Source organism: Cupriavidus plantarum (assembly GCF_905397285.1).
In the GTDB taxonomy this organism is placed as follows: domain Bacteria; phylum Pseudomonadota; class Gammaproteobacteria; order Burkholderiales; family Burkholderiaceae; genus Cupriavidus; species Cupriavidus plantarum.
Window position 1 is genome coordinate 1,663,305 of sequence record NZ_CAJPUX010000001.1, and the last position, 25,988, is coordinate 1,689,292.

25 protein-coding genes are annotated in these 25,988 nt (G+C 66.4%); 10 read left to right on the forward strand and 15 right to left on the reverse strand.

Annotation, left to right across the window (positions count from 1 at the left end; all coding sequences use genetic code 11):
* Nucleotides 1-5 precede the first annotated feature (5 nt).
* The 6 genes from KHP16_RS07635 to KHP16_RS07660 all read right to left on the reverse strand — a co-directional run bounded on the left by KHP16_RS07635 (nucleotide 6) and on the right by KHP16_RS07660 (nucleotide 5,382).
* The gene (locus tag KHP16_RS07635; protein WP_109581001.1) at nucleotides 6-1,616 is read right to left on the reverse strand and encodes an ABC-F family ATPase; all 1,611 of its coding nucleotides are present in this window, start codon (nucleotides 1,614-1,616) and stop codon (nucleotides 6-8) included.
* A gap of 183 nt (nucleotides 1,617-1,799) precedes the next feature.
* On the reverse strand, nucleotides 1,800-2,744 hold the full coding sequence (gene ldcA, locus KHP16_RS07640) for a muramoyltetrapeptide carboxypeptidase (RefSeq protein ID WP_121490848.1): 945 nt from the start codon (nucleotides 2,742-2,744) through the stop codon (nucleotides 1,800-1,802).
* A gap of 10 nt (nucleotides 2,745-2,754) precedes the next feature.
* Nucleotides 2,755-3,297 (reverse strand): tRNA adenosine(34) deaminase TadA, encoded by a 543-nt coding sequence (gene tadA / locus KHP16_RS07645; protein ID WP_179593481.1) that lies wholly within the window; start codon nucleotides 3,295-3,297, stop codon nucleotides 2,755-2,757.
* The gene (locus tag KHP16_RS07650; RefSeq protein WP_211959888.1) at nucleotides 3,297-3,773 is read right to left on the reverse strand and encodes a 6-pyruvoyl trahydropterin synthase family protein; all 477 of its coding nucleotides are present in this window, start codon (nucleotides 3,771-3,773) and stop codon (nucleotides 3,297-3,299) included. Before KHP16_RS07650 ends, tadA begins: the two co-directional genes overlap by 1 nt.
* A gap of 3 nt (nucleotides 3,774-3,776) precedes the next feature.
* Nucleotides 3,777-4,421, reverse strand: a complete 645-nt coding sequence (queE, locus tag KHP16_RS07655) for a 7-carboxy-7-deazaguanine synthase (RefSeq protein WP_109580997.1) — start codon at nucleotides 4,419-4,421, stop codon at nucleotides 3,777-3,779.
* A 37-nt stretch (nucleotides 4,422-4,458) separates the two neighbouring features.
* Nucleotides 4,459-5,382: a LysR substrate-binding domain-containing protein gene (locus tag KHP16_RS07660; protein WP_109580996.1), complete on the reverse strand. Its 924-nt coding sequence runs from the start codon at nucleotides 5,380-5,382 to the stop codon at nucleotides 4,459-4,461.
* Nucleotides 5,383-5,504: 122 nt separating this feature from the next.
* Here KHP16_RS07660 and dkgB point away from each other — a divergent pair, with 122 nt between their 5' ends.
* Nucleotides 5,505-6,308 (forward strand): 2,5-didehydrogluconate reductase DkgB, encoded by an 804-nt coding sequence (gene dkgB, locus KHP16_RS07665; protein WP_109582650.1) that lies wholly within the window; start codon nucleotides 5,505-5,507, stop codon nucleotides 6,306-6,308.
* Nucleotides 6,309-6,443: 135 nt separating this feature from the next.
* Here the strand turns inward: dkgB and KHP16_RS07670 are convergent, their stop codons facing one another.
* A complete protein-coding gene (locus KHP16_RS07670; RefSeq protein WP_115952881.1) occupies nucleotides 6,444-6,887 on the reverse strand; it encodes a MarR family winged helix-turn-helix transcriptional regulator in 444 nt (147 codons plus the stop codon).
* Nucleotides 6,888-7,026: 139 nt separating this feature from the next.
* On the opposite strand from KHP16_RS07670, the gene KHP16_RS07675 reads away from it, so the two are divergent.
* Nucleotides 7,027-7,269 carry an FmdB family zinc ribbon protein gene (locus KHP16_RS07675; protein WP_211959889.1) on the forward strand — a complete coding sequence of 81 codons (243 nt, stop codon included), beginning with the start codon at nucleotides 7,027-7,029 and terminating at the stop codon, nucleotides 7,267-7,269.
* 23 nt (nucleotides 7,270-7,292) lie between these two features.
* On the opposite strand, the gene KHP16_RS07680 is transcribed toward KHP16_RS07675, so the two are convergent.
* A complete protein-coding gene (locus tag KHP16_RS07680; RefSeq protein WP_109580993.1) occupies nucleotides 7,293-8,153 on the reverse strand; it encodes a response regulator transcription factor in 861 nt (286 codons plus the stop codon).
* The gene (locus KHP16_RS07685; protein ID WP_211959890.1) at nucleotides 8,137-11,565 is read right to left on the reverse strand and encodes a hybrid sensor histidine kinase/response regulator; all 3,429 of its coding nucleotides are present in this window, start codon (nucleotides 11,563-11,565) and stop codon (nucleotides 8,137-8,139) included. Before KHP16_RS07685 ends, KHP16_RS07680 begins: the two co-directional genes overlap by 17 nt.
* 195 nt (nucleotides 11,566-11,760) lie before the next feature.
* Here KHP16_RS07685 and urtA point away from each other — a divergent pair, with 195 nt between their 5' ends.
* The 7 genes from urtA (at nucleotide 11,761) to KHP16_RS07720 (ending at nucleotide 18,310) form a co-directional block, all read left to right on the forward strand.
* Nucleotides 11,761-13,050: an urea ABC transporter substrate-binding protein gene (urtA, locus tag KHP16_RS07690; protein ID WP_109580991.1), complete on the forward strand. Its 1,290-nt coding sequence runs from the start codon at nucleotides 11,761-11,763 to the stop codon at nucleotides 13,048-13,050.
* Between the two features lie 61 nt (nucleotides 13,051-13,111).
* The gene (gene urtB, locus KHP16_RS07695; RefSeq protein ID WP_211959891.1) at nucleotides 13,112-14,026 is read left to right on the forward strand and encodes an urea ABC transporter permease subunit UrtB; all 915 of its coding nucleotides are present in this window, start codon (nucleotides 13,112-13,114) and stop codon (nucleotides 14,024-14,026) included.
* Nucleotides 14,027-14,063: 37 nt separating this feature from the next.
* Nucleotides 14,064-15,197 carry an urea ABC transporter permease subunit UrtC gene (gene urtC, locus KHP16_RS07700; protein ID WP_109580989.1) on the forward strand — a complete coding sequence of 378 codons (1,134 nt, stop codon included), beginning with the start codon at nucleotides 14,064-14,066 and terminating at the stop codon, nucleotides 15,195-15,197.
* Nucleotides 15,198-15,227: 30 nt separating this feature from the next.
* Entirely contained in the window at nucleotides 15,228-15,971 is a 744-nt protein-coding gene (gene urtD, locus KHP16_RS07705; RefSeq protein ID WP_109580988.1) for an urea ABC transporter ATP-binding protein UrtD, read from the forward strand.
* Between the two features lie 22 nt (nucleotides 15,972-15,993).
* A complete protein-coding gene (urtE, locus tag KHP16_RS07710; RefSeq protein WP_109580987.1) occupies nucleotides 15,994-16,683 on the forward strand; it encodes an urea ABC transporter ATP-binding subunit UrtE in 690 nt (229 codons plus the stop codon).
* A 29-nt stretch (nucleotides 16,684-16,712) separates the two neighbouring features.
* Nucleotides 16,713-17,942, forward strand: coding sequence for a formamidase (fmdA, locus tag KHP16_RS07715; protein ID WP_109580986.1), 1,230 nt, complete (start codon nucleotides 16,713-16,715; stop codon nucleotides 17,940-17,942).
* A gap of 26 nt (nucleotides 17,943-17,968) precedes the next feature.
* Nucleotides 17,969-18,310 (forward strand): FmdB family zinc ribbon protein, encoded by a 342-nt coding sequence (locus KHP16_RS07720; RefSeq protein WP_109580985.1) that lies wholly within the window; start codon nucleotides 17,969-17,971, stop codon nucleotides 18,308-18,310.
* 124 nt (nucleotides 18,311-18,434) lie between these two features.
* Here KHP16_RS07720 and KHP16_RS07725 read toward each other — a convergent pair whose 3' ends face one another.
* From KHP16_RS07725 to KHP16_RS07750, 6 genes are all read right to left on the reverse strand, one after another.
* Nucleotides 18,435-19,235, reverse strand: coding sequence for an IclR family transcriptional regulator (locus KHP16_RS07725; protein WP_109580984.1), 801 nt, complete (start codon nucleotides 19,233-19,235; stop codon nucleotides 18,435-18,437).
* 12 nt (nucleotides 19,236-19,247) lie between these two features.
* Entirely contained in the window at nucleotides 19,248-20,174 is a 927-nt protein-coding gene (locus tag KHP16_RS07730; RefSeq protein ID WP_244835678.1) for an alpha/beta fold hydrolase, read from the reverse strand.
* A 12-nt stretch (nucleotides 20,175-20,186) separates the two neighbouring features.
* Nucleotides 20,187-22,298: an acetate--CoA ligase family protein gene (locus KHP16_RS07735; protein ID WP_415831403.1), complete on the reverse strand. Its 2,112-nt coding sequence runs from the start codon at nucleotides 22,296-22,298 to the stop codon at nucleotides 20,187-20,189.
* Nucleotides 22,299-22,302: 4 nt separating this feature from the next.
* Nucleotides 22,303-23,112: an enoyl-CoA hydratase/isomerase family protein gene (locus KHP16_RS07740; protein ID WP_121490842.1), complete on the reverse strand. Its 810-nt coding sequence runs from the start codon at nucleotides 23,110-23,112 to the stop codon at nucleotides 22,303-22,305.
* A 49-nt stretch (nucleotides 23,113-23,161) separates the two neighbouring features.
* Complete coding sequence (locus tag KHP16_RS07745; protein WP_211959892.1) at nucleotides 23,162-24,151, reverse strand: tripartite tricarboxylate transporter substrate binding protein; 990 nt, start codon at nucleotides 24,149-24,151, stop codon at nucleotides 23,162-23,164.
* 218 nt (nucleotides 24,152-24,369) lie between these two features.
* The gene (locus KHP16_RS07750) at nucleotides 24,370-25,347 is read right to left on the reverse strand and encodes a D-2-hydroxyacid dehydrogenase family protein (protein WP_211959893.1); all 978 of its coding nucleotides are present in this window, start codon (nucleotides 25,345-25,347) and stop codon (nucleotides 24,370-24,372) included.
* Nucleotides 25,348-25,514: 167 nt separating this feature from the next.
* Here KHP16_RS07750 and KHP16_RS07755 point away from each other — a divergent pair, with 167 nt between their 5' ends.
* Nucleotides 25,515-25,988 carry a (2Fe-2S)-binding protein gene (locus KHP16_RS07755; protein WP_211959894.1) on the forward strand — a complete coding sequence of 158 codons (474 nt, stop codon included), beginning with the start codon at nucleotides 25,515-25,517 and terminating at the stop codon, nucleotides 25,986-25,988.

The following is a 25,988-nucleotide window of genomic DNA, read 5'->3' on the forward strand; positions in this document are numbered from 1 at the left end:
CGTCGTCAGCCGTCGATGCCCTGCGACTGCAGGTATTCGTCGTACGTGCCGAGGTAGTCGGTCAGCGTGCCATCGGTGCGGACTTCGATCACGCGGGTGGCCAGGCCGCTGACGAACTCGCGATCGTGCGAGACGAAGATCAGCGTACCGGGGTACTTGTCCAGCGCGATCTGCAGCGACTCGATCGACTCCATGTCCATGTGGTTGGTCGGCTCGTCGAGCGCCATCACGTTATGGCGGCCGAGCATCAGCTTGCCCCAGATCATGCGGCCCTTCTCGCCGCCGGACAGCACCTTGACGGACTTCTTGATATCGTCGGCCGAGAACAGCAGGCGGCCCAGCGTACCGCGCAGCGACTGGTCGTCGTCGCCAGCCTGCGTCCACTGGCTCATCCAGTCCATCAGGTCACGGTCGTCCGGGAATTCTTCGTACGTGTCCTGCGGCATGTAGCCGACGTTGGCGTTCTCCGCCCACTTGACCGTGCCGCGTTCCGCGGGAACGCCGCCCTTCACCGCGCCGTTCAGCAGGGTACGGAGCAGCGTGGTCTTGCCCGCGCCATTCTCGCCGATGATCGCCACGCGCTCGCCGGCCTGGATGGCCATCGACAGGTTGTTCAGGATCTTGCGGTCATACGACTTGGTCACGCCCTCGACTTCCACGGCGAGGTTGTGCAGCTTCTTCTCGAACTCGAAGCGGATGAACGGGTTCTGGCGCGAGGACGGCTTGATATCCTCGACCTTGATCTTGTCGATCTGCTTGAGACGCGAGGTCGCCTGGCGCGCCTTCGACTTGTTGGCCGAGAAGCGGCGCACGAAATCCTGCAGTTCCGTGATGCGGTCCTTGGCGCGCGCGTTGGCCGCCACCTGACGCTCACGCGCCTGCATGGAGGCTTCCATGTAGTCGTCGTAGTTGCCCGGGTAGACCTTCAGCGTGCCGTAGTCCATGTCCGCCATGTGCGTGCACACGGAGTTCAGGAAGTGTCGATCGTGGGAGATGATGATCATCGTCGAGTTGCGCTCGTTGAGCACGTCCTCGAGCCAGCGGATCGTGTTGATGTCCAGGTTGTTGGTCGGTTCGTCGAGCAGCAGCACGTCCGGGTTCGAGAACAGTGCCTGCGCCAGCAGCACGCGCAGCTTCCAGCCCGGCGCGATCTCGCTCATCGGGCCCTGGTGCTGGTCCGTCGGAATGCCCACACCCAGCAGCAGTTCGCCGGCGCGCGCTTCGGCCGTATAGCCGTCGTACTCGGCGTACTTGGCCTCGAGGTCCGCGGCCTTCATGTAGTCGTCGTCGGTCGCTTCCGGGTTCGCGTAGATCGCGTCGCGCTCCTGCGCCGCCGCCCACATCTCGGTGTGGCCCATCATCACGACGTCGAGCACGCGCATGTCCTCATACGCGAACTGGTCCTGGCGCAGCTTGCCCAGGCGTACGCCGGGCTCGAGCATGACGGTACCCGCCGACGGCTCGAGGTCGCCGCCAAGGATCTTCATGAACGTGGACTTGCCACAGCCGTTCGCGCCGATCAGGCCGTAGCGGTTGCCTTCGCCGAACTTGACCGAGATATTCTCGAACAATGGCTTGGGGCCAAACTGCATGGTGATGTTTGCGGTAGAAAGCACGTCAGGAACCTTGTGTGGATGTGGTACGGCAGGGCGCGGCAGCGCCAGCCCCCCCGGCCATCAGCGGCGGTGCGCCCGAGAATGGGCGCCGGGGCGAAGAGAAACGAGGATTTTACCACCAACCCGCCTTCGCTTCCCCATCGGTTCCCCAACCGGAAGGCGCGGCGGGCGGGCCGGTGGCCGCTAGAGGACCGGATACCCGGACAATGCCAGCGTGAAGCCGCCGGCACGCGCGGTCAGGCGCGCCGGAGTCCCCACCGGCAGCGTCAGCTTGCGGGCGCAATGGCCGAACGGCAGGCCAGTGACCAGCGGAATCGGCAGCCGGTCCTGCATGTACGCGAAGACCGTGTCCATGTCGTAGCCGTTGTCGTAGTCCGTGGTGCGATAGTTGGAGAAATCGCCCAGCACGATCGCGCGCTGCGAGGCGAGCACGCCCGCCTGCTCCAGTTGCAGCAGCAGGCGCTCGACGCGGTATGGAGGCTCGTTGACGTCCTCGAGGAACAGGATGCCGCCCTCCACGCGCGGCAGGTGCCGCGTGCCGAGCAGCGTGCCGATCATCGCGAGGTTGCCGCCCCAGAGCGTGCCCTCGATCGTGCCCGTGAATGGACGCCCTGCCGGCTGCGGCGCGGCCACGTCGATGCGGTATGCCGGATCGCGCAGCACGCCTTCGAAATGCGTCCACATGAACGGATCGACGGTCTCCGCACCGAAGTCGGCCAGCAGCATCGGCCCCGCGAAGCTGATGCCGCCCGTTGCCGCGAGATACGCCAGATGGAAGGCGGTGAAGTCGCTATGACCGACGATGATGGGCTGCGTCGCGCTCGCCTGCGCGGCGATCCGCGCAAAGTCGATGCGATCGAGGAGCCGGGCCATGCCGTAGCCACCGCGCACCGCCAGCGCGAGTTCGTGCTGGCCGCCCGTGCCGGCGTCCTTGCCGATCGCATGCAGGTCCGCGAGCCGCTCGTCGTCGGTGCCCGCAAAGCGATGGTGCCGGCGGGCCAGCACCTCGGGGTTCGTCACGCGATACCCATGCCGCGCCAGCCACGCCAGTCCGCGCGCGGCGGTGGCGTCGTCGTGCGGATAGCCGGACGGGGCGATGAGGCGTACGGCGGTATCGGCTTGGCTCATGCGGCTTGGCTCATGCGTCGGCATCGGTGTCAGGGACGGAGGCGGCCTTCTGGGCGTCCTTCCGCGCGCGGCGCCTTGCGCCAAAGAAGTCCCGCAGCATCTGGCCGCACGCATCGGCCATCACGCCGCGCGTGACCGTGGTCTGGTGATTGAGGCTCGCCTGCGCGAACAGGTCCACCACGCTGCCCGCCGCGCCGGTCTTGGGATCGGTCGCGCCAAACACCACGTGACGCAGCCGGGCATGGAGGATCGCGCCGCTGCACATCGCGCACGGCTCCAGCGTGACATACAGCTCGCACTCGGGCATGCGGTAGTTGCCCAGCACGCGCGCCGCCGCGCGCAGCGCCTGCATTTCGGCATGCGCGGACGGGTCCACCGAGCGGATCGGCAGGTTGTGCCCGCGCGCGATGATCTCGTCGTTCCACACCACCACGGCCCCCACGGGCACTTCCCCGGCGGCCTCGGCGAGGCGCGCTTCCTCGAGCGCGGCGGCCATGTAATGGCGGTCGCGCGCGGCGGCGTCGGCAAAAGAAGGTGTGGCGTGGGCGGTCATCAGTCCTGCGCGGGCAGTTGCACGGGCGCGCTGACTTCGGCCCAGCAGTTCGGCGTTTCGAACAGCACGAGGCGCGTCAGCTGCAGCTGGTGGCCAAAGCAGTTGCGGAACACGGGCGCGAGGATGTCGAACGCTTCCTGCGCGAGGTTCTCGACCGTCGGGATCGACTCGATGACCACGGTCTTGTGGTTGTCCATCGTCTGCAGGAAATTCAACAGCGCGGTGTCGCCCCGATAGATGAGGAACGCATGGTCCCACTTGTTGACCAGGTGCTCGTTGGCCAGCGACTTGATATCGCCGAAGTCCAGGATCATGCCGTCGTCCGGCGCGCCCTCGAGGTGCAGCACCTCGCCGGACAGCGTCAGGTCCAGGCGATAGCGATGACCATGGATGTTGCGGCAGTGGCCGCCATGGCTCGGAATGCGGTGGCCGGCATCGAATTCGAGCCGGCGGGTGATGGAGACTTGTTTCGTCATGGATCAGCGAATGCCCAGCAGCTTGTGAGTCTGCAGCGACAGGCGCCAGCGCGGATGGCGCTGGCAGAAATCGACCGCGGCAGCCGTATTCTGCCGTGCCAGTGGACCATCCATGGCCTGCACCATGAAATAGCGGAAATCGAGCTGCTCGTATGCCGCGAAGTCCTGACCCTGCTGCGGAATGACGACTTTGAGTTCGTCGCCCTTCGTGACGACGAGTTCCGAACCCATCTTCGGGCTCACGCAGATCCAGTCGATGCCGTCCGGCACCGCGATCGTGCCGTTGGTCTCGATCGCGATCTCGAAGCCGCGCGCGTGCAGCGCGTCGATCAGCGGCTTGTCGAGCTGCAGCAGCGGCTCGCCGCCGGTGCATACCACGAGCGGCTTGCCGCCCGCGGCATCGGCGCCCTGCGGCCATTCGGACGCGACGATGTCGGCCAGCTCGTCCGCCGTGCGGTACTTGCCGCCGCGCGTGCCGTCGGTGCCGACGAAGTCCGTGTCGCAGAACTGGCAGACCGCGCGCGCACGATCTTCCTCGCGGCCGGTCCAGAGGTTGCAGCCCGCAAAACGGCAGAACACTGCCGCGCGGCCCGCATTCGCGCCCTCGCCCTGCAACGTGTAGAAGATTTCCTTGACGGCGTAAGTCATACCTGCCCGCAGAAAAACCGGAAAGTATACCAGTCGATCAGGGTTTCCGCTTGATCGCGCCCGCCCCGCCCTGACCACTGCCCAGATGGCGCGACAGGAAGTCCAGGAACACCGAGATGCGCGCCGACAACTGGGTATTCAGATAGTAGACCGCGTGGATCGACTGCCGGACCTCGATATGCTCGCGCATCAGTACCTGCACGAGGTCGCCCGCGCGGCGGTCGGTCTCGGTCATGAAGTCCGACAGGCAGGCGATGCCCTGCCCGGCCAGCGCCAGATGCCGGACGGTCTCTCCGCTCGACGCGCAGATTTGCGGTGTAATCGGCACCCCGTCGTCGTTGCCGCCCCGCAGAGGCCAGCGGTTCAGATGCTCGGGCTGGTTGAAGCCGATCAGCGTGTGGTTCGCCAGGTCGGCCACCGCCTTGGGGCGGCCATGCTGCTTCAGGTAGGCCGGACTCGCAAGCACGCGGATCTGGCTCGTGCCGAGCGGGCGCGCATGGAGCGTGGAGTCCCGCAGCACGCCGATGCGGATGGCCACGTCGGTGCGTTGCTCGAGCAGGTCGATGATCTGGTCGTTGGTGTTCAGTTCGAGTTCGATATCGGGATAGCAGGCGCGGAACGCGCCGACGAGGGGCACGATCACGTGAATCATGAACGGCGACGCGGCGTTGACGCGCAGGCGGCCGGCGGGCTGCTGGCGGCGCATGGCCATCTGTTCCTCGGCCAATTCCGTGGCGGCGAGGATCTCGCGCGCGTGGGCCAGCATGGCCTGCCCCTCTTCCGTCAACTCCAGCCGCCGGGTCGTCCGGCGCAGCAGCGTGGTCTCGAGCTTTTCTTCGAGCCGCGACAGCGCGCGGCTGATGCCGGAGACCGTCTGGTCGAGCGAGTCCGCGGCGGCGGTGATCGAGCCACGGTCGACCACGGTCACGAAGGCGGCGAGTTCTTCGAGGGTGAGTTTCATGCGGTAAGCGGGGTGATTCTTGAGTATTAGTCAACTATCTTATTCGAATCAGATGCTTTTTCCGCATGGCGTTTGCGACCAAAGTGTGCGGCATCGTCAAACGTCATCCTTTGGAGCTCTCCATGCGTATGCCTCAATTCGGTCTCGGCACGTTCCGCCTCAAGGACCAGCAGGTCATCGATTCGGTCCTGACGGGCCTCGACGTCGGCTATCGCCACATCGACACCGCGCAGATCTACGGCAATGAAGCCGAGGTCGGCAAGGCCATCGCGGAGAGCGGCGTGCCGCGCGACGCGATCTATGTGACCACCAAGATCTGGACCGACAACCTTGGCCGCGATGCGTTGCGCCCGAGCCTCGAGGCCAGCCTCGAGAAGCTGCGGACCGACAAGGTCGACCTGCTGTTGATCCACTGGCCTTCACCGAAGCAGGCGGTGCCGCTGCCCGAGTACATGGAAGCGCTGGCGGCTGTGCGCGAGGCCGGCCTGACGCGCGAGATCGGCGTGTCGAACTTTCCGATCGCGCTGCTGAAGCAGGCCATCGACGTCGTCGGCAAGGACGCCATTGCCACCAATCAGGTGGAAGTGCATCCGTTCCTGCAGAACCGCAAGCTTGCCGCGTTCATGCGCGAGCAAGGGCTCCATCTGACCGCCTATATGCCGCTGGCGTACGGCAAGGTCATGGATGACATCGTGCTCAAGCGCATTGCCGCAGACCATCAGGCTACGCCCGCGCAGGTGTCGCTGGCCTGGCTGATGCAGCAGGGTTATGCGGTGATTCCGTCTTCGACCCGGCGCGCGAACCTCGAGGCCAATCTCGCGGCGGCGCGGCTGACGTTGTCCGCGGCGGAGATGGACGCGATTGCCACGCTCGATCGTGGCGAGCGGCTGGCCAATCCGGAAAGTCTGAACCCGGGGTGGGATTGATCGGGAAAGGATCGTAGTCACGCGTGTCGTCGCAATCGTCGTCGAGCGTAGCGCGGCAGTCGTGAAAGCAAGCATTCTGGACATGGCATGCCTTTCATGCAGACGAGGCGTCTTCGATGTCAGCCCACTCATCTTTCAACGATCGACGATTCCCACAAGATTGCCACGGACGCGCTGGAGCATGGCCATCAGCTGGTCGGCTTCCTGCGGCGTGAAGCCCTGCAGCGCCTCGGCCGCGATCGCGTCGCCGACGCGCCTGGCGCGGTCGAGGGCTTGCGCGGCCTTGTCCGTCATGCGCACCATGCGCTCGCGACGGTCGTCCGGGTTGGGCCGCCTAGCGATCCAGCCGCCGTCTTCCATGCGGTCCAGCAGCCTGCCCGCGGAGATGGGCGCCACCTCCATCAGGTCCGCCAACCGTACCTGATTGATTTCCCCGTAGTGCGAAAGGTAGGCCAGCGCGCGGCACTGGGCGCGCGTCAGGTCGAGCGACGCGCGCGCGAGGTCGTCGAACCGCTTGCCGGTCAACCGCCCGACATCGGCCACGAGGAAGCCAAAGCGCTTTTCGAGGTTCGTCTCCATGCCGGCGATTATAGGGGCCATGGTACGGGTCGGGCCCGTGGCCGACATCGTCGTGTCTTTCCGAAATCGCCATGGCGAAATCGACAAGCCGGGGGCAGACTGATTTAAGCTAGGGGTGTCTTTTCAAAACGGATGCGCCATGCCCACATACGACTACTGCTGCCCCGACTGCGGCGACTTCGCCCGCATGCGCCGCATCTCGGAACGCGACACGCTGTGCGAGTGCCCAATCTGCGGCACGGCGTCCCCCCGCGCCATCGTGGCGGCACCTTCGCTGGGAGGAACATCGGCCGGCTCGCTCGATGGTGGCGGCGCGCATATGCATAGCGCGACGTGCGGATGCGGGTCGTCGGGGCTGAAGCTGGCGGGGCGGCCTTCCTGAGCGGTCGGCCCTTAACTCGCCCCTTAACTCGCCATCAAACACCGCTGCGCCGCGGCCACCGCCGCGGTTCTCGTCTCCACGCCGAGCTTCTCGTACACGTGCTCCAGGTGCTTGTTCACCGTGCGCGGGCTCATGCCGAGGATTTCCGCCACGTCGCGGTTGGTTTTGCCGCGGGCGACCCATAGCATCACCTCCGCCTCCCGGGGCGTCAGGGAAGAGGCTTCGGTGGCACGGGTGGGCAGATCCGCGCGGGCGAGCTCCACGACGACGACGTCGGCGGTGTCCGCCGTCAGTGGGCGCAGGCGTAGCCCGTGCCATGGCGCGCCCGTGTCCGCCAGCGCCGTGGACAGGCCCGCCGGGAGCGGGTCGTTGGCCTTGCACGGCGGCCAGCCTACGGCCTCCAGCAATGCCACCGCGCTGCCGTTGATCCATGCGATACGGCCGCCGGCCGCGGCCAGCATGGGGACCGTGCTGCCGAATATCGCTTCTCGCGCGCTGCGGGCCAGGCGCGCCTTGCTGGCGTGGGAGCGGACTCTGGCGACGACCTCGGCGATTTCCACCGGCTTGGTGACGTAGTCGCACGCGCCGACCTCGAAGCCCCTCACGATATGGCCGGTGTCGCCGAGGCCCGTCATGAAGATCACCGCCAGGTCGCCATGCCGGTCCATGATGCGCTCGCATGTGGCAAAGCCGTCCATGCCGGGCATGTCAACGTCGAGCAGCACCGCGTCCGGCGCGAAATGCATCAGCGCATCGAGCGCGGCGTTGCCATCGGCCGCGGCATGCACGAGCATCGCCTCGCTGCCGAGCGCGCGGGTCAGGAAGCCGCGGGCATCCGGGTTGTCGTCCACCACCAGTACACGGGTTTCAGGATCGGGTCGCATGAAGAGCCTCGCCTAGGGAAACGTTGAGAGCATGGCCATCGGTCCGCGCCAGCGTGAGCATCCGCGACGCCCACGCCGCGAGCGCGCCGCCGTTCTCGGCCATTTCGGTCAATTGCGCCTCGACCGCGCGCAGGCGGCCGGTGGCGCCCATTTGCAGGAGTTCGCGCAGGAGTTCGGCGTCGGGATATGACGTGGCGCCCGCCGTGAGGCGGATGTCGCTGGGTGACGCCGTGCCGTGGCCCCGCCCGGCCTTGCGCGCGACGGCTGCCGGTTTTGCCGCCGATGACGCCGGCGCGGCCGTCGTCAGGGCGCGGCGGACCGTGTCGAGCAGTTCCGTCTCGCGCACGGGCTTGCTCACGAAGCCGAAGTAACCATGCGTGGCGCGCGCCTCCTCGGTATTCTCGTGCGCGTTGGCGGAGACGATCACCACGCGCGGTGCGTCGGGCAGCGCGCGCAGATGCCTGCACAGGTCCCAGCCCGACGCATCGGGAAGGTTCAGATCCAGCAGCACGAGATGCGGCCGCACGCGGCGCACCGCTGGCAATACCTCGGCCCCGACACCCACCTCGTGCACGGTCAATCCCAACGGCCCGAGGAAGCCCCGCAATACCGCCCGATGCGCGGCGCGATCATCGACCACCAGCACGCGCGCATCGTCGGGCAACGGCACGCGTTGCACCGCGGAAGGCTTCGGCGCGGAAGCGGAAACCGTCGGCAGATAGAGCCGCACGGAGAACTCGCTGCCCTCTCCCGGCGCGCTCCGCACGCGAATCTCCCCGCCCATCAGGTCGGCCAGCAACCGCACGATGGCCAGTCCAAGACCGATGCCTTCGCGATCGTCATGCGGCGTGCCTCGCTCGAATGGGTCGAAGATACGCGCCTGATCCTCGGCCGAGATGCCCGGACCCGTGTCTTCCACCGAGATCGTCGCCAGCTCGCGCTGATGCCGCACGCTCAGCGTGACAGCCCCCTGCTCGGTGAACTTGATGGCATTGCTGACAAGATTGATGACGATCTGCCGCAGCCGCTTGGAATCCCCATGCACATGCGACGGCAGCGTGCCGCTCACGCGATAGTGGAAAGCCAGCCCCCGTGCCGCGGCAAGCGGACGGAACATGCGCACGAGATCGTCGAACAGCCCTTCGAGCCCGACGGCCTCCTGTTCCAGCCGCAGCTTCCCCGCCTCGATGCGCGACAACTCCAGCAACCCGTCGACGAGGCTGGACAAATGCTCCCCAGCGCGGCCGATCGTGCGGACATCCTCGCGGCACACCGGTGGCAACGTCGGCGCCCGCAGCAACAGCTGCGAATACCCAAGAATCGAATTGAGCCCCGCGCGCATCTCGTGACTCATGCCCGTGATGAAGCGGCTCTTCGCCTGGTTCGCCTTTTCGGCAACCTCCTTCGCGCTCTGCAGCAACGCATCGGTCTGCCGGTGCGCGTCGATTTCCTTCTGCAGCAGCATGTTCTGACGCTCGGATTCCTCCTGCGCCACCGAACGACTCTCGTTGGCCAGCACAAGCCACCATGCCGCCACCGCGGAGAACAGCATCAGCCCGGCGCCGATCTTGAGGAACAGCCCGCCGCGCGGCAATGCGGCCACGAGCGGGCTCGACAGTTGCTCCTGCGTATAGAGCAGCCACAACAGCGTGCCGAACGCGAACACCATCCCCAGCAGTACCAGACAGAACTGCCCGAGCCGCCGTGCCATGACGGGCGGCGTGCCGGCAGGCAGCACGCGTGTGAGCGCCGTGGCGATCTGCTCGGGCGCGCTGGCCCCGGGCTTGCAGCGATCGCCGCAACGCGCGTCGAGCGTGCAACACAGCGAGCAGATCGGGCCGCGATACGCGGGGCATGCGGCCACATCCTCGCGTTCGAAAGGATTGCGGCAGATGGCGCAGCGGATTACCGCATGGCGCGCGCCGAAGTCCACCGGCGTGCGCGCGATGAAGTAGCGGCTTTGCGTGGCCCATGCGATCAGCGGCGGCAACCCGATCGCCAGCACGAGCCCCACCGCGACCGAGGCGGGCCGCAGCGTATCGCCGAACGCGCCGAGATGCACGAGCATCGACAGCGCGGAGGCGATCATCATCGCGCCGAACCCCGAGGGATTGATGTCGAACAGGTATGCGCGCCGGAACTCGATGTCTCGCGGTGACAGGCCCAGTGGCTTGCTGAGGACGAGGTCGCCGCAGATCGCGCCGACCCATGCGACCGCGAGGTGCGCATAGAGCGCGAGCACCTGCTCGAGCGCCTCGAAGACGCCCATCGCCATGAGCATGACCGCGATCAGCACGTTGAACGCGAGCCAGACGACGCGGCCGGGGTGGCTGTGGGTGAGTCTGGCGAACACGTTCGACCAGGCGAGCGAGCCGGCGTACGCATTGGTAATGTTGATCTTGGTCTGCGAGACCAGCACGAAGACACCCGTCAGCACGACGGCGAGCCATACGGGAGAGTTGGAGCCTAATGCGCGGGTGAAGCCCACGAGGTACATCTGCGTGGGTTCGAGCGCGTGCGCCAGCGGGAGTTCGGCCTGCAGCACGACGAATGCGAGGAACGCCCCGCCGGCCATCTTTGCCGCGCCCAGGAGGATCCATCCGGGGCCGGCCATGATCAGCGCGCTCCACCAGCGGATGCGATTGCGCCTGGTCAGCGGCGGCATGAACCGCAGGAAGTCGACCTGCTCGCCGATCTGCGCGATGAGCGCCGCCGCCACGGTGGCCGCCGCGCCGAACGCGTGCCACGAGAAGCCGTCGCCGTCGGCGAGCCGGCCGTTCAGCGAGAGGAAGTCGCTATAGAGATGCGGCTCGCGCCAGAGAATCAGGGCGTACGGCAACACCAGCAGCACCAGCCAGAGCGGTTGCGTCCAGACCTGGATGCGCGACAACAGGGTCACGCCATGCATCACGAGCGGAATGACCACGATGGCTGACAGCAGGTAGCCGATGGGTCTTGGCATCCCGAACAGCAGCTCGAAGGCCTGCGCCATGATCGCGGCTTCCAGCGCGAAGAAGATAAACGTGAAGCTGGCGTAGATCAGCGAGGTGATGGTCGAGCCGAGGTAGCCGAAGCCCGCGCCTCTGGCCAGCAGGTCCATGTCGAGGCCATGGCGGGCGGCGTAATACGAGATCGGCAGGCCCGTCAGGAAGATGACGAGGCTGACGACGCCGATGGCCCACATGGCATTGGTGAAGCCATAACTGAGGGTGATCGCCGCGCCGATGGCTTCCAGCGCGAGGAATGCGACTGCACCAAAAGCGGTATTCGAGACCCGGAACGCGCTCCATTTGCGGAACGACCTTGGTGCAAACCGCAGCGCATAGTCCTCCAGCGTTTCGTCGGCCACCCACCGGTTGTAGTCGCGGCGGATCTTGCTGATGCGCTGGACGGGCTGGGTGGCGCTCGACATGGGCGGGCTGGGCGGGAAAGTGGACCGGCTCAGGAATGCAAGTTGTGTGCCCTCTCCCCGCCCGCCGGCACGCTCCCCCTCCGTACGTTGAATGACGTATAGGCATGCGTATCCGCCGCGCCGCATGATCCGCCCCATCACACCGCAGTACCTGACACCGCCCATCCAACACCTCGCTGCCAAGGAGCGTCGATCATGCGTGACAAAAAATATTCCGGGTCCCCTTCCCTCGCCGATGGCGATGGGGTTTCGCTGCAGCGGCGGCGACTGATGCAAGGTGTCGCGTCGTTGCCCATCGCGGGTATGGCGGGCGTGGCGGGCCTCGCTCACGGTGCCAACATCCCCACCGCCACGGCCAACACGACCAAGCTGGCGGTCACCGATACCGAAGTCACCGTGGGTCAGCTGCACTCGGCCACCGGCACGATGGCCATCTCGGAAACCGGTTCCATCCAGGCCGAACAACTCGCCATCGATCAGATCAACGCCGCCGGCGGCGTGCTGGGCCGCAAGATCAAGGTGATCAAGGAAGACGGCGCCTCCGACTGGCCGACCTTCGCCGAGAAGTCGAAGAAGCTGCTGGTGAACGACCGCGTCGCCGCCGTGTTCGGTTGCTGGACCTCCGCCTCGCGCAAGGCCGTGCTGCCGGTGTTCGAGAAGGAAAACGGCCTGCTCTACTACCCGACCTTCTATGAAGGCCTCGAGCAGTCGAAGAACGTCATCTACACGGGTCAGGAAGCCACGCAGCAGATCATCTGGGGCCTGGACTGGGCGGCGAAACAGAAGAACGCCAAGAGCTTCTTCCTCATCGGCTCGGACTACATCTGGCCGCGCACGTCGAACAAGATCGCGCGCAAGCACATCGAGAATTTCCAGAAGAACAAGGTGGTCGGCGAGGAATACTACCCGCTCGGCCATACCAACTTCAACTCGCTGATCAACAAGATCAAGGTGGCCAAGCCGGACTGCATCTACGCGATCGTCGTGGGCGGCTCAAACGTGGCGTTCTACAAGCAGCTGAAGGCGGCCGGCATCACGGCGGACAAGCAGTTCCTGCTGACGATCTCCGTGACCGAAGACGAAGTGCTCGGCATCGGCGGCGAAAACATCGCGGGCTTCTACGCGGCGATGAAGTACTTCCAGTCGCTCGATAACGCGAACAACAAGAAGTTCGTCGATGCGTTCAAGGCGAAGTACGGCGCCAAGTCCGTGATCGGCGATGTGACGCAGGCCGGCTACCTTGGCCCCTGGCTGTGGAAAGCGGCCGTGGAAAAGGCCGGCAGCTTCGACGTGGACAAGGTCGTGGCCGCGTCGCCGGGTCTCGAGCTCAAGACCGCGCCGGAAGGCTACGTCAAGGTCGATCCGAACCATCACCTGTGGAGCAAGACGCGCGTGGGCCTCGCCCAGCTCGACGGGCAATTCAAGGTGGTGGCCGAGTCGCCGGACCTGATTCCGCCGAACCCGTTCCCGAAGGGCTACCAATAAGGGCCAGGCAAGAGCCCGAAGGGCGCAGCAAAGAGATCAACCACGCGCGGAGTCATACGTCATGAACTTGTCCGACATGCTGAACATCGGCCTGATGCAGGGCTTTGCAGGCCTGAGCCTGTTCTCGGTCCTGCTGCTGATGGCACTGGGCCTGGCCATCATCTTCGGCCAGATGGGCGTCATCAACATGGCCCACGGCGAGTTCATGACGATCGGCGCCTATACGATCTTCCTCGCATCCACGATGACGGAGCGCCTCGCCCCGTCGTGGATGCCCTACTACTTTCCGCTCGCGATCGCGGTCGCATTCGTGCTGGCCTTCCTTGCCGGATGGCTCGCCGAGTGGGCGCTGATCCGGCATCTGTACAAGCGTCCGCTGGACACACTGCTAGCCACCTGGGGCCTCTCGCTCGGCATGCAGCAGGTGTTCCGCTCGACGTTCGGGCCGAAGGAAGTCAGTCCGACGCTGCCCGACTGGCTGATGGGCTCGTGGGCCCCGGCAGAAGGCCTCGACATCCCCATCAATGGCCTGTTCGTGATGGCCCTGACGCTTGGCGTCGCCGGTCTCGTGTGGCTCGCGCTGTACCGCTCCCGCTGGGGCCTGCGCGTGCGGGCCACCACGCTAAACCGTCCCATGGCCAACGCCGCGGGCATCAATACGAAGCGCACGGATCGCGTGACGTTCGCGATTGGCTGCGGGATCGCGGGCGTGGCCGGCGCGGCATTCACCACCATCGGTTCTACCGGGCCTACCAGCGGCGCACTCTACATCGTCGATTCGTTCCTCGTCGTCACGTTTGGCGGCGCGGCAAGTCTTGCCGGCACGGTTGCCTCGGCATTCGGGATTGCGCAGACGCAATCGATTACCGAGTTCTTCATGACGGGGTCGATGGCGCGTGTCACCACGCTGCTGCTCATCGTGACGATTCTGATGATTCGGCCGCAGGGACTGTTTGCCCCCGCCGTCCGTCGCTGATATCCGTCGCTGACACACGTTTCCACCGGAGCTCTTCATGCCCATTCCGACAACCCTGCCCGCAAAGCTACGCGCCGTTGCCGGCTCCAGCTGGAGCGGCTACGCGCTGCTGGCCCTCGTGCTGCTGGTCGTGATGCCGCTTTCGCTGGATATCTTCCGGCTCAACCTTGTCGGCAAATACCTGAGCTACGCATTCGTGGCGGTCGGTCTCGTCATGCTGTGGGGCTACGGCGGCGTGCTGAGTCTGGGCCAGGGCGTCTTCTTCGGCCTCGGCGGCTATGCCATGGCGATGTTCCTCAAGCTCGAGGCATCCGACCCCAAGAGCACGGCGATCCAGTCGACGCCGGGCATCCCCGACTTCATGGACTGGAACCAGCTCACCGCGCTGCCCTGGTGGTGGGAGCCGTTCCGCCATCTGCCCGTGGCGCTGATCGGCGTGATCGTCGTGCCGATGGCCCTCGCCTTCATCGTCTCGTTCGCGATGTTCCGCCGCCGCGTCGGTGGCGTGTACTTCGCCATCATCACGCAGGCCATCGCGCTGATCCTGTCCGTGCTGATCATCGGCCAGCAAGGTTATACGGGCGGCGTCAACGGCATCACCGACCTCAAGACCATGCTCGGCTGGGATATCCGCACCGACAGTGCCCGCCTGATCCTGTACTTCGTCAACGTGGTGCTGTTGTTCGCCGTCATCGCGCTGTGCCGCTGGGTGCAGGTAACCAAGCTCGGCGTGCTGTTGCTGGCGATGCGCGACAAGGAGGATCGCGTGCGCTTCTCCGGCTACGACGTGGCGATGTTCAAGGTATTCGTGTTCTGCCTGGCCGCCGCATTGGCCGCGATCGGCGGCGCGATGTTCACGCTGCAGGTCGGGTTCATGTCGCCGTCGTTCGTCGGCATCGTGCCGTCGATCGAGATGGTGATCTTTGCCGCGGTCGGCGGCCGCATGAGCCTGGTCGGCGCGGTATGGGGCACGCTGCTCGTCAACGCGGGCAAGACCTACTTCTCCGAAAGCTTTCCGGACCTGTGGCTGTTCCTGATGGCCGCGCTGTTCATCGGCGTCGTTGTGGCCTTCCCGGACGGACTGGCGGGACTCTACAGCAAATACGTGCGCCGCAAGCCGGCCGGGGACGCGGCCACCCCTGCCGAAGGCGTGCCCGGCAAGGCAGCCTGATCGCCACCGCACAACGTCACAGGAGCGACCATGAGCAATACCGACTTCATGCTGGCCGTGGAAGATCTCACGGTCTCCTTCGACGGCTTCAAGGCGATCGACAAGCTCACGCTGTACGTCGATCGCGACGAACTGCGCGTCATCATCGGCCCGAACGGCGCCGGCAAGACGACGCTGCTCGACCTCGTCTGCGGCAAGACGCGCGCGACCGGCGGCAGCATCAAGTTCGTCAATCGCGAGATGACGGGACTGCCCGAATACCAGATCGTGCGTGCCGGCATCGGCCGCAAGTTCCAGACGCCCTCGATCTACGAGAACCTCAGCGTGTTCCAGAACCTGGCGGTGTCGTTTCCGCGCGGACGCGGGGTGTTCGGCGCCCTCGCCTTCAAGACCGATGCCGAGGTACGCCAGCGCGTGTCGGACGTGGCCGCGGAGATTGGCCTGTCGGAAGCGCTCGAACGCGAGGCCGCGCAACTGTCGCACGGCCAGAAGCAATGGCTGGAGATCGGCATGCTGCTGATGCAGGAGCCGCAACTGCTGATGCTCGACGAACCGATCGCGGGCATGAGCGTGCGCGAGCGCGAGCAGACGGCCGAGCTGCTCAAGCGCATCAGCCGCGGCCGCGCCGTGATTGTCATCGAGCACGACATGGACTTCGTGCGCGAGATCGCCGACAAGGTCACCGTCATGCATCAGGGAAAGATTCTGGCCGAGGGCTCGATGGATCAGGTGCAGAACGACCCGCGCGTCATCGACGTTTATCTTGGCCATTGAGCCGGGCCACCGAGGAGAAATCATGCTGAGCGTCGACAACGTTGTCGTCAACTACGGACAGAGCGAGGCCCTCCACGGCATTTCGTTCGCCGCCGCGCAGGGCGAGACGGTCGCCATCATGGGCCGCAACGGCATGGGCAAGACCACGCTGTTCAAGGCGATGATCGGCATGCTGCCCGTGCGTTCGGGCCAGGTCTGCGTCGATGGCCGCGACGTGGCGCACGACGAGAGCTACCGCCGCGTGCGCGCCGGTCTCGGCTATGTGCCGCAGGGCCGCATGATCTTCTCGCACCTGACCGTCGAGGAGAACATCCTCACCGGCATGGAACAAGGTACGAGCCGCCGCATTCCCGACGAGATCTTCGCCATGTTCCCCGTGCTGTTCGAGATGCGCCGCCGCAAGGGCGGCAACCTGTCCGGCGGGCAGCAGCAACAGCTGGCGATCGCCCGAGCGCTGGTGTCGAACCCCAAGGTGCTGCTGCTCGACGAGCCGACCGAAGGCATCCAGCCGTCGATCATCAAGGACATCGCGCGCGCGCTCAACGAGATTCGCCGCACGCGCGACATCACGATCGTGTTCTCCGAGCAGGTGCTCAGCTTCGCGCTGGACGTGGCGGACCGCCTGTTCGTCATCGAGGGCGGCCGCTTCGTGCACGAAACACAGCGCAACGGCACCGACCACGATCACATCCGGCAGCTCTTGTCGGTCTGATTTCTTTTATCTTTCCAAGGAGGCATGTCATGACGGACACCCTGATCAAGGTCGACCTGGCCGAATCGCCCTACGAGAACCCCAACGTCCACAACCGCTGGCATCCGGATATCCCGATGGCCTGCTGGGTCAAGCCGGGCGACGATTTCATCCTCGAGACGTATGACTGGACCGGCGGCTATATCAAGAACAACGACTCGGCCGACGACGTGCGCGACGTCGACCTCAGCACCGTCCACTTCCTGTCCGGCCCGGTCGGCGTGGAAGGCGCGGAGCCCGGCGACCTGCTCGTCGTCGATCTGCTCGACATCGGCGCGAAGCAAGACAGCCTCTGGGGCTTCAACGGCTTCTTCTCGAAGAAGAACGGCGGCGGCTTCCTGACCGACCACTTCCCGCAGGCCCAGAAGTCGATCTGGGACTTCCATGGCATGTTCACCTCGTCGCGCCATATCCCCGGCGTGAACTTCGCGGGCCTGATCCACCCGGGCCTGATCGGCTGCCTGCCGGACAAGGCGATGCTCGAGACGTGGAACAAGCGGGAGATGGACTTCATCGCGACCGAGCCGGACCGCGTCCCGCCGCTGGCCAACCCGCCGTTCGCGGCCACCGCGCATATGGGCAAGCTGCAGGGCGAGGCACGCGATGCCGCCGCGGCCACGGGCGCGCGTACCGTGCCGCCGCGCGAGCATGGCGGCAACTGCGACATCAAGGACCTGTCGCGCGGCGCCAAGGTCTACTTCCCCGTGTATGTCGATGGCGCGGGCCTCTCGGTCGGCGACCTGCACTTCTCGCAGGGCGATGGCGAAATCACGTTCTGCGGCGCGATCGAGATGGCCGGCTGGGTCCATATGCGCGTGACGCTGATCAAGGGCGGCATGGCCAAGTACGGCATCAAGAACCCCATCTTCAAGCCGAGCCCCATCACGCCGCAGTACAACGACTACCTGATCTTCGAAGGCATCTCGGTCGACGAGGCCGGCAAGCAGCACTACCTCGATGTGCATGTCGCCTATCGCCAGGCGTGCCTGAATGCCATCGAATACATGACGAAGTTCGGCTACTCGAAGGCGCAGGCGTACTCGATTCTCGGCACGGCGCCCGTGCAGGGGCATATCAGCGGCGTCGTCGATATCCCGAACGCATGCGCCACGCTGTGGCTGCCGACGCAGATCTTCGACTTCGATATCCGCCCGAGCGCGTCGGGGCCGACGAAAATGATCACGGGTGGGGTCGATCTGCCGTTGTCGCCGGACCTCTGAACATCGTCACAAAGCACGGAGCCGCCATGCCCACCTATGACTACCGTTGTGCCGACTGCGGTGATTTCGCGGTGCTGCGCTCGATCTCGCGCCGAGACGATCCTTGCACCTGTCCGTCGTGCGGGGCCGCCTCGCCTCGCGCGCTCGTTGCCGCGCCGGCGTTTGCGAGCATGCCAGCGGCCTCGCGCGCGGCGCATGCGACCAACGAGCGTAGCGCGCATGCGCCGCGCGAGTCACGGCATCATGGCGCGGGCTGTGGCTGCTGTTCGTCGGTGAAGCTTGCCGGGCGCGCGGATGCGGGAGCCGGCACGCGCGCCGATGCGGTCAAGGGCAACGCGGCCGGCCGGCCGTGGATGATCAGCCATTGAGCGAACAAGGAGGGAGGAGCAGGAGAGAGAAGTAGGAGGGGTCGCAGGTCGTATGTGGTACCCCGGCCCTGCCCCGCGGTTCGCCCCCAGGAAGGTGCGCCGCGGGGTCAGGCCCCCGGGCTCGTCATGCCTGCAGGTTGGCAAAGGCGGCGTCGATATCGCCCGCCAGTCGCATCAGATGCGGCGCCAGCTCTTTCGCCGCCTCGTCGATAGACGCCTTCGTCGAGAGACTGACGTTGAGCACGTGCACCGGATAATGCCCGACGCGCATCGGCGTCGAGATTGCCATCACCTCGGGCTGCCAGCTTGCGATACACCAGCCATGCGCGCGCACCTGCGCGATCGACGCATCGATCTCCGCGTGTAGCGACGCCCAGTGCGTGGCAAAGCGGCGCGCGAATTGCCGCATCAACCCTTCCCGTTCGTCGTCCGGCGCCGCGGCGAGCCACGCACGGCCCAGCGACGTCAGGGCCATCGGCACGCGCTGCCCCGCCGCGACGTTGCGCAGCGAGGTGCGGCGGCCATAACGGATCGACTCCAGATAGACCATCTCGTCGCGATCGGCGAGCGCGAGGCCGACGTTGAGGTGCTCGGCCTGCGCCAGATCGCGCATCAGCGGCGCGGCCACCTGCAGCAGCGTGGAACCCGTGCGCATCGCATGCGCGAGGCTGAGCACGGGCGCGCCAAGCCGGTACGCGCGAAGCGTGGCGTCGTATTGCAGGAAGCCCGTATCGACGAGGCTCTGGGTCAGCCGGCTGACCGTCGAGCGCGCGAGGCCCGTGCGTTCAGCGAGCTCGCCGTTGCCAAGGATCTCGGACCCGGGACGAAACGCGCGCAGGATTTCGATGCCCCGCTCGAGCGAGCGGTTGGCCTGCGTGCTCGCGGGGCGCCCCCGGGCACGGATGCGCGCTTCCTGCGAATCCACGTGCGACCTCCGTCAATGCTCGAACCAGTCCAGCAGTATGGCATTGATCGATGCGAAGGATTCGTACTGGACCCAATGGCCGGCCTCGGGCACGATCACCCCTTCGCGGCGCGGACGCCCATCGACGAGGCGCGCCAGCGCGCTGTCGGGATCGGCCGTGACGTCATCCTCTCCCCATATCAGCAGCGAGGGGCCGCGGAACCGGTCCAGCGCCTCGGCGAGCCCGCCCGCGCGCGAGATATGCTTGCTGCGGAAGCGCGTATGGCGGCAGGCATCGGTGTAGGCGAGCAACGCCAGCGCGTCGATGGCTTCCGGGTTGGAGATCATGAAGGCCTCGACGTTGTGGCGCATGGCCGCGGCCAGCGCCCCGGCATCGGGCGCCGCGCGCCAGTCGACAAGCGCGCGCTGCTGCCGGCGCGGCCCCGCATGGCCGCCGGGGCCGAGCAGCGCGAGGCGGCGCACACGCGGTAATACGCTCGCCAGGTGCGCGGACGTCAGGCCGCCGAACGAGAAGCCGACCACGTCGATCGGACCCGGGTCTGGCAACTGCGCGTACCCGGCCGCGATGGCCGCGACGAGTTGCGAAAGTTCCGGCCCCGTCGGGTCGCCCGACTCGCCGTAGCCAGGCATGTCGGGCACCCAGACCGTATGGTGCGCGGCCAGTGCCTCGATATTGCGCACCCAGTGCAGCCAGTTGCCATGGCCGCCATGCACGAGCAGCACGGCCGGGCCTTCGCCGAACCGCCGCCATACCATCTGCGTGCCGTCGGCATCGGTGAGGAAATAGCGGGACTGCGACGCGAGCCGATCCACCACCGCCGCGGCTTCGGCGCCGCCGTCGATCGCACGGCCTTCCTCCGCGATGTTCGCGCGTACCGTCGAACTCCTGTCCGCCTGCGCTTCCGCCCGCTTTGCTGCCTCCTCCGAGGACACTCCCATTCGTCTGCTCCGCTATGCAACCATGACCACGACACCGTCTGCCGCGCGCACGCCCTGGCCGGCGGGCAGCACGAAGACCGGATTGATTTCTGCTTCGACGAGGCGCGCGCCCAACGACGCCGCCATGTTCGAGAACGCGACAATAGCATCCGCCAGCGCTTCGATGTCGGCTTTTGGCCGGCCGCGATAGCCATCCAGCAGCGGCCACGTCTTCAACTCGCGAATCATCGCCGCGGCGGTCTCGCGTGACAAGCCGCCATTTTCGGGCAGTAACCGGATCGTCGTGTCCTGGAACAATTCGGCGGTCACGCCGCCCATGCCAAGCAGGATCGCGGTGCCCAGCGCGTCGCGGTGCGTGCCGAGGATGAGCTCGACGCCGGCCTGCACCATCTCCTGCACCAGGAAGCGCTCGGGCGCGCTGCCCGTGTGCCTGCGTACGTCCTCCCGCATGCGCGTCATGCGTTCGGGCAAGGCTTCCGGCGCGACGCCGACCGCGACGCCGCCCACGTCGCTCTTGTGGGTGATGGCGGAGGACAGGATCTTGAGGACGACGCGATCGCCGAACGACCTGGCCGCCGCGACGGCTTCCTCCGCCGTCGTCGCCACCGCTTCGCGTACGACGGGGACGCCGAAGCGCGAGAACAACTGCTTGGCCGCCGCCTCGTCGAGCGAGCCCGCGGGCACGTCACCGGTCTCCACCGCGGGCAATGCCGAAGCGGGTGTCTCGTGTACCGCGCTCAGGCGACTCGCCGCGAGCATCGCTTCGAACGCCACCGCGCAGCTCTCCGGGGCGCTGAACGCGGGCACGCCGCGCTGGTTGAGCACCGCGGCGACATGCGGCGCATGCGGGCTCACGTAGGCCAGCACGGGCTTGTCGCTCTCGGGCAGGCAGTCGTGGATCGCATCGGCCATGAGTTCCGGCATCGCCAGCGCCGACGAGCCGACGATGATCGTCACCGCGTCGTAGCTCGGGCTCGCGAGCAGCGCGCGGATGGCGCCGCGCAGCAGGTCGGGCTGCAACCCTGCCAGCGTCACGTCGATCGGGTTGCGGTCGAGCGCGGCATGGTCGCCTTTCTGCAGCGCGCGCAGGCGTGCCGCGGTGTCCGCATCGGGCGCTGGCGTTTCGAAGCCCGAGACGCCGAGGGCATCGGAGACCAGCGTGCCAGCGCCGCCGGTGGACGTCAGCACCGCAACGCGATTGCCGCGCAGGGTACGCGCGGTGGCGAGCGCGGCGGGGATATCGATGAGGTCGGCGAACGTCTGCGCGCGGATCACGCCAACCTGTCTGAACAGCGCGTCGTACATGCGATCGGCCCCGGCCATGGCGCCCGTATGCGATACCGCGGCCCGCGCGCCCGCTTCCGAGCGGCCGATCTTGAATGCAACCACGGGCTTGCCCGCGGCGGCCGCCTTGAGCGCGGCGGCGCGGAACTTCGCCGGATGGCGGACACTTTCCACGTATAGCGCGATGACGTGCGTGGCGGGATCGTCGGCGAGGTAGTCGACGAAGTCCGCGAGGTCGAGATCTACCTCGTTGCTCGTCGACACGAGCTTGGACAGACCGATACCGCGTGCGGCCGCGCGCGACAGCAGCGCGCCGAGGATGCCCCCGCTTTGCGAGACGACGCCGATGTTCCCCGCGGGGAAGCCTTCCATTTCGAGCGCGCCGCTCGCGGAGAGCGGAATGCCGTCGGTCACGTTGACGAGGCCGATCGTGTTTGGCCCCAGCAGGCGCATGTTCCCTGCCGCTTCGAGCAGTTCGGCCTGTCTCCGGGCGCCGGTCTCGCCGGTCTCGGTGTACCCGCTGGCCAGTACGATGGCGGCCCCGGTGCCCCGCTGCGCCAGCTCGCGCACGGCCAGGTGCGCGCGCTCGGCCCCCAGCAGTACGATGCCGACGTCGGGGACTTCGGGCAGCGAGGCGATATCCGCGTAGCAGCGGAGGCCGTCGATGGTTTCCACCTTTGGGTTCACCGGATAGATCGCGCCATCGAAGCCATGGCGGGTAAGGTACGAGACGGGCCGGCCGGCCGTCTTGGCCGGGTCGGCGGAGGCGCCGATCACGGCCACGCTGCGCGGGCGGACGAGGCGCGAGATGACGTTCGAGGTCATTGCTTGCGAGACCATTGCCTTACCCCTTCGCCGCGGCCGCGGCAGCGGCCTTCAACAGAAACGCCTCGACCGAAGCCCGGTGCTCGGCACTCGTGTAGCAGATGCCCTGCGCCTGACTCCCCTGCCCGAACACCTGATCGGCGGTGAGTTCGAACGACTGGTTGAGGATCGTCTTGCCGAGCGCGAGCGCGGTGGCGGAACCCTGCGACAACTCGGCGGCCCACGCGACGGCTTCCTTCAGCAGCGTGTCGGCCGATGCGCTCAAACGGTCCGCGATACCGAGTTGCAACGCTTCCGCGGCATCGACCTTGCGCCCGCTGAAGATCAGTTCCTTGGCTTTCGACAGCCCCGTTCGCCGCGGCAGGAAATACATGCCGCCGCCATCGGGAATCAGGCCGCGATGGATATAGGACCACGTGAAGCTGGCCGCCTCCGAGGCGATCACGAAGTCGCAGGCCATCGCCATATCGGCGCCAAGCCCGTTGGCCCCGCCATTCACCGCCGCGATCACGGGCTTGGGCATGTCATGCAGCAGCCCGACGGAATGATGCACGCGCTGCTGCCGCGTCCAGCCGTTGAAACCGACCTCGCCCGGCGGCGCGTCCATGCGCTTCTGCATGCCGGCGACGTCGCCACCCGCGCAGAAGCCCTTGCCGCTGCCCGTCAGCACCAGCGCACGAATCTTGCGATCCGCCGTGATGCGCTCGAGCGCATGGATCAGCTCGGTGCGCATGTCGTCGCTGATGGCGTTGCGTTTTTCGGGGCGATTCAGGGTGAGGATGGCGATGCCGTCGTGTACGGCGAGCTGGATCAGGGTGTATTCGTTCATAGCGGTACGTGAGCTTGTCTCGGAAATATTCTGGTGTCAGGGGGTGAGGTCAATTCAGCGAAATGTGTGCGTCCTTGACGACCTTGCCCCAGCGCGCCTCTTCGCCACGCACATAGCGCGCAAAGTCCTCGGGCGTACCGGTAGCGATCGTCAGCCCCTCGGCCTCCGCGCGCTTGCGAAACGCCTCGGAATTGGCTGCCTTGGTCGCCGCCGCGTTGAGCTTCGCAATGACCGGTGCGGGCGTCCCCGCCGGCACGAACAGCCCGTACCAGCTCTCGGCGACATAGCCCGGCACCCCGCTCTCGGCAATCGTCGGCACCTTCGCCAGATCCGCGCTCGTCGACCGGGCCGCGGTCGTCACACCGAGCGCGCGCAGCTTGCCGCCCTCCAGCAGATTGCCGACCGCCGACGCGGTGGCGAACATCAGGTCCACCTGACCGCCGAGCAGATCGGTGATCGCGGGGCCCGCGCCCTTGTACGGGATATGCGTGAGGTCGACCTTCGCGAGGCTCTTGAACAGTTCCCCCGCAAGATGTGCCGACGTGCCCGGCCCTTGCGAAGCAAAGGACAACTTGCCCGGCTGCTTCTTCGCGGCCTGAACCACGTCCTGCACGGTCTTGTACGGGCTCTCCGCCCGCACGACGAGCACGTTCGGGGAACGGCCCAGCATGACCACCGGCGCGAATGCCTTGTCGGTGTCGTACGGGAGCTTCGGCTGCAGGCTTGGGTTGACCGCATGCGCGAACGTGGCGATGACGAGCGTGTAGCCATCGGGCGCGCTCTTGGCCACGTTGTCGGTGCCGATGATCGTGCCGCCGCCGGGCTTGTTATCGACGACCACTGGCTGGCCGAGCACCTGCGCCATGCCAAGGCTCACCGCGCGCGCCACGAGGTCCGTGCCGCCGCCGGGCGAGAACGGCACGACGAGCCGCAGCGGTTTGTCGGGGAAGGTGCCGGTGGCCGCAGGCGCGAACGACGCGGCCAGCATCAGGCAGGTGGCGAGCGCGGCGGAGGCCGCGCGGGCGGTGTAGGCATGCATTGAGGTGTCTCCTGTCGTTATGCGATCAGGGTAAGCAAATCGTGCTTTCGGGACACCCCATTAATTCCGTTTGATGGAATCAATCGGTACGATGCGGACAAAAAAATAGGACGGCCGCGCGGGTTGCGCGCGGACGTCCCAAGGAGTGTTCGGGGAGAAAAAACGGCTCAGCGTCGCAGCCGAAAAAAGGGTTCAGCGTCGCAGTCGCAAAAAAGGGTTCAGCGTCGGAGCCGCGATAGCACCTCCGGATTGGCGAGGTTCGCCGGCATCCCGGCAAAGAAACTGTTGATATTGTCGAAGGCCCCGCCGAAATATGCCTCGTAGTTGTCGCGCTCGACAAAGCCGATATGCGGGGTGCACAAGGCGTTGTCGAGCCTGAGCAACGGATCGTCCGCGCCGAGTATGGGCTCGCGCTCGAACGCATCGACCGCCGCAAATCCCGGCCGCCCCGCCCGCAGCGCCGTTACCAGCGCACCCGGCGCAACCAGTTCGGCACGACTCGTATTCACGAGCAACGCGCTCGGTTTCATGCGCGCGAGATCCCCCGCGCCGACGATGCCCTCGGTCTCACGATTGAGCCGGATATGCAGGCTCACGATGTCGCTCTCGGCAAAGAACGCGTCCCGCGACGGCGCCGCTTCGAAGCCATCGTTGCGCGCATCGGCAAGCGAGCCCTCGCGACCCCATACCCATACCTTCATGCCGAAGGCCTTGCCGAAGCCCGCCACCTGTTTGCCAATGCGGCCATAGCTCCAGACGCCGAGACGCTGGCCCCGCAGCTGCTGACCCAGGTGGCCCTGCCACTGTCCGCCGCGGAGGCGATTGACCTCGTTGACGAGGTAACGCCGGCTGGCCAGCATCAATGCCCACGTCAGCTCGGCCGTGGCCGCGCCCGAGCCGCTGCCTTCCGCGACCGCGATGCCCCGCTCGGTGCATGCGCGCAGGTCGACATGGCCAGCAACCTTGCCCGTCTGGCTAATCAGCCGCAGCCGCGGCAGGCGGTCCAGCAACGCGGCCGTGATGACCGTACGCTCGCGCGTCAGCACGATGGCATCTGCATCGGCGAAGCGCGCCGCCAGCGCGTCTACGTCCCTGACGTTGTCGTGGAAGACGGTGACCTCATGATCGGCCAGCCGCGCGTAGCAGTCGAGGCCGCGGACGCAGTCCTGGTAATCGTCGGGAATAGCAATACGCATGTGGTTGGCAGGCACCGCTGTTGTCGGGTGCGCACAGTGTAGGAAGAAAAAACCGGTCCGGCGGAAGAGATTTCCAATATACGGAATTGAAACTATTCGGCGCGCGCGCATTGGCCTAGATTCGACTCTGCGCCCTCCCGCGCCATAACGACAAGATGAGAGACCCCATGCCCACGTACCAGTTGCAGGTCAACGGCAAGATGCAGACCGTTGACGTCGATAGCGATACGCCCCTGCTCTATGCGCTCCGCGACAACCTCGGCCTGCATGGCCCCAAATTCGGCTGCGGGCTCGGCCAATGCGGCGCGTGCACCGTGCTGTTCAACGGCACCGCGACACGGTCCTGCGTGCTGCCCATCGCCTCGGTCGGCAACGCGCGCATCACGACGCTGGAAGGCCTCGGCACGCCCGAGCAGCCGCATCCGGTGCAGAAGGCCTTTATCGATGAACAGGCCGTACAGTGCGGCTACTGTATCAACGGCATGGTGATGACGTCGGTGGGGCTGCTGCAGCAGAACCCGAAGCCGTCGGAGGCGCAGATCCGCGATGCGCTGGCGGGCAACCTGTGCCGCTGCGGCACGCACGCGCGCATCATCCGCGCCGTCAAGCGCGCGTCGGGTAACCCGTCGAAGGAGGCCTGA

Bases quoted from the DNA above. Each gene is read 5' to 3' on its own strand.
- ldcA (WP_121490848.1), bottom strand. From the start codon at position 2,744: ATGAGCCAAGCCGATACCGCCGTACGCCTCATCGCCCCGTCCGGCTAT.
- tadA (WP_179593481.1), bottom strand. From the start codon at position 3,297: ATGACCGCCCACGCCACACCTTCTTTTGCCGACGCCGCCGCGCGCGAC.
- KHP16_RS07650 (WP_211959888.1), bottom strand. From the start codon at position 3,773: ATGACGAAACAAGTCTCCATCACCCGCCGGCTCGAATTCGATGCCGGC.
- queE (WP_109580997.1), bottom strand. From the start codon at position 4,421: ATGACTTACGCCGTCAAGGAAATCTTCTACACGTTGCAGGGCGAGGGC.
- KHP16_RS07660 (WP_109580996.1), bottom strand. From the start codon at position 5,382: ATGAAACTCACCCTCGAAGAACTCGCCGCCTTCGTGACCGTGGTCGAC.
- dkgB (WP_109582650.1), top strand. From the start codon at position 5,505: ATGCGTATGCCTCAATTCGGTCTCGGCACGTTCCGCCTCAAGGACCAG.
- KHP16_RS07670 (WP_115952881.1), bottom strand. From the start codon at position 6,887: ATGGAGACGAACCTCGAAAAGCGCTTTGGCTTCCTCGTGGCCGATGTC.
- KHP16_RS07675 (WP_211959889.1), top strand. From the start codon at position 7,027: ATGCCCACATACGACTACTGCTGCCCCGACTGCGGCGACTTCGCCCGC.
- KHP16_RS07680 (WP_109580993.1), bottom strand. From the start codon at position 8,153: ATGCGACCCGATCCTGAAACCCGTGTACTGGTGGTGGACGACAACCCG.
- KHP16_RS07685 (WP_211959890.1), bottom strand. From the start codon at position 11,565: ATGTCGAGCGCCACCCAGCCCGTCCAGCGCATCAGCAAGATCCGCCGC.
- urtA (WP_109580991.1), top strand. From the start codon at position 11,761: ATGCGTGACAAAAAATATTCCGGGTCCCCTTCCCTCGCCGATGGCGAT.
- urtB (WP_211959891.1), top strand. From the start codon at position 13,112: ATGAACTTGTCCGACATGCTGAACATCGGCCTGATGCAGGGCTTTGCA.
- urtC (WP_109580989.1), top strand. From the start codon at position 14,064: ATGCCCATTCCGACAACCCTGCCCGCAAAGCTACGCGCCGTTGCCGGC.
- urtD (WP_109580988.1), top strand. From the start codon at position 15,228: ATGAGCAATACCGACTTCATGCTGGCCGTGGAAGATCTCACGGTCTCC.
- urtE (WP_109580987.1), top strand. From the start codon at position 15,994: ATGCTGAGCGTCGACAACGTTGTCGTCAACTACGGACAGAGCGAGGCC.
- fmdA (WP_109580986.1), top strand. From the start codon at position 16,713: ATGACGGACACCCTGATCAAGGTCGACCTGGCCGAATCGCCCTACGAG.
- KHP16_RS07720 (WP_109580985.1), top strand. From the start codon at position 17,969: ATGCCCACCTATGACTACCGTTGTGCCGACTGCGGTGATTTCGCGGTG.
- KHP16_RS07730 (WP_244835678.1), bottom strand. From the start codon at position 20,174: ATGGGAGTGTCCTCGGAGGAGGCAGCAAAGCGGGCGGAAGCGCAGGCG.
- KHP16_RS07735 (WP_415831403.1), bottom strand. From the start codon at position 22,298: ATGGTCTCGCAAGCAATGACCTCGAACGTCATCTCGCGCCTCGTCCGC.
- KHP16_RS07740 (WP_121490842.1), bottom strand. From the start codon at position 23,112: ATGAACGAATACACCCTGATCCAGCTCGCCGTACACGACGGCATCGCC.
- KHP16_RS07745 (WP_211959892.1), bottom strand. From the start codon at position 24,151: ATGCATGCCTACACCGCCCGCGCGGCCTCCGCCGCGCTCGCCACCTGC.
- KHP16_RS07750 (WP_211959893.1), bottom strand. From the start codon at position 25,347: ATGCGTATTGCTATTCCCGACGATTACCAGGACTGCGTCCGCGGCCTC.
- KHP16_RS07755 (WP_211959894.1), top strand. From the start codon at position 25,515: ATGCCCACGTACCAGTTGCAGGTCAACGGCAAGATGCAGACCGTTGAC.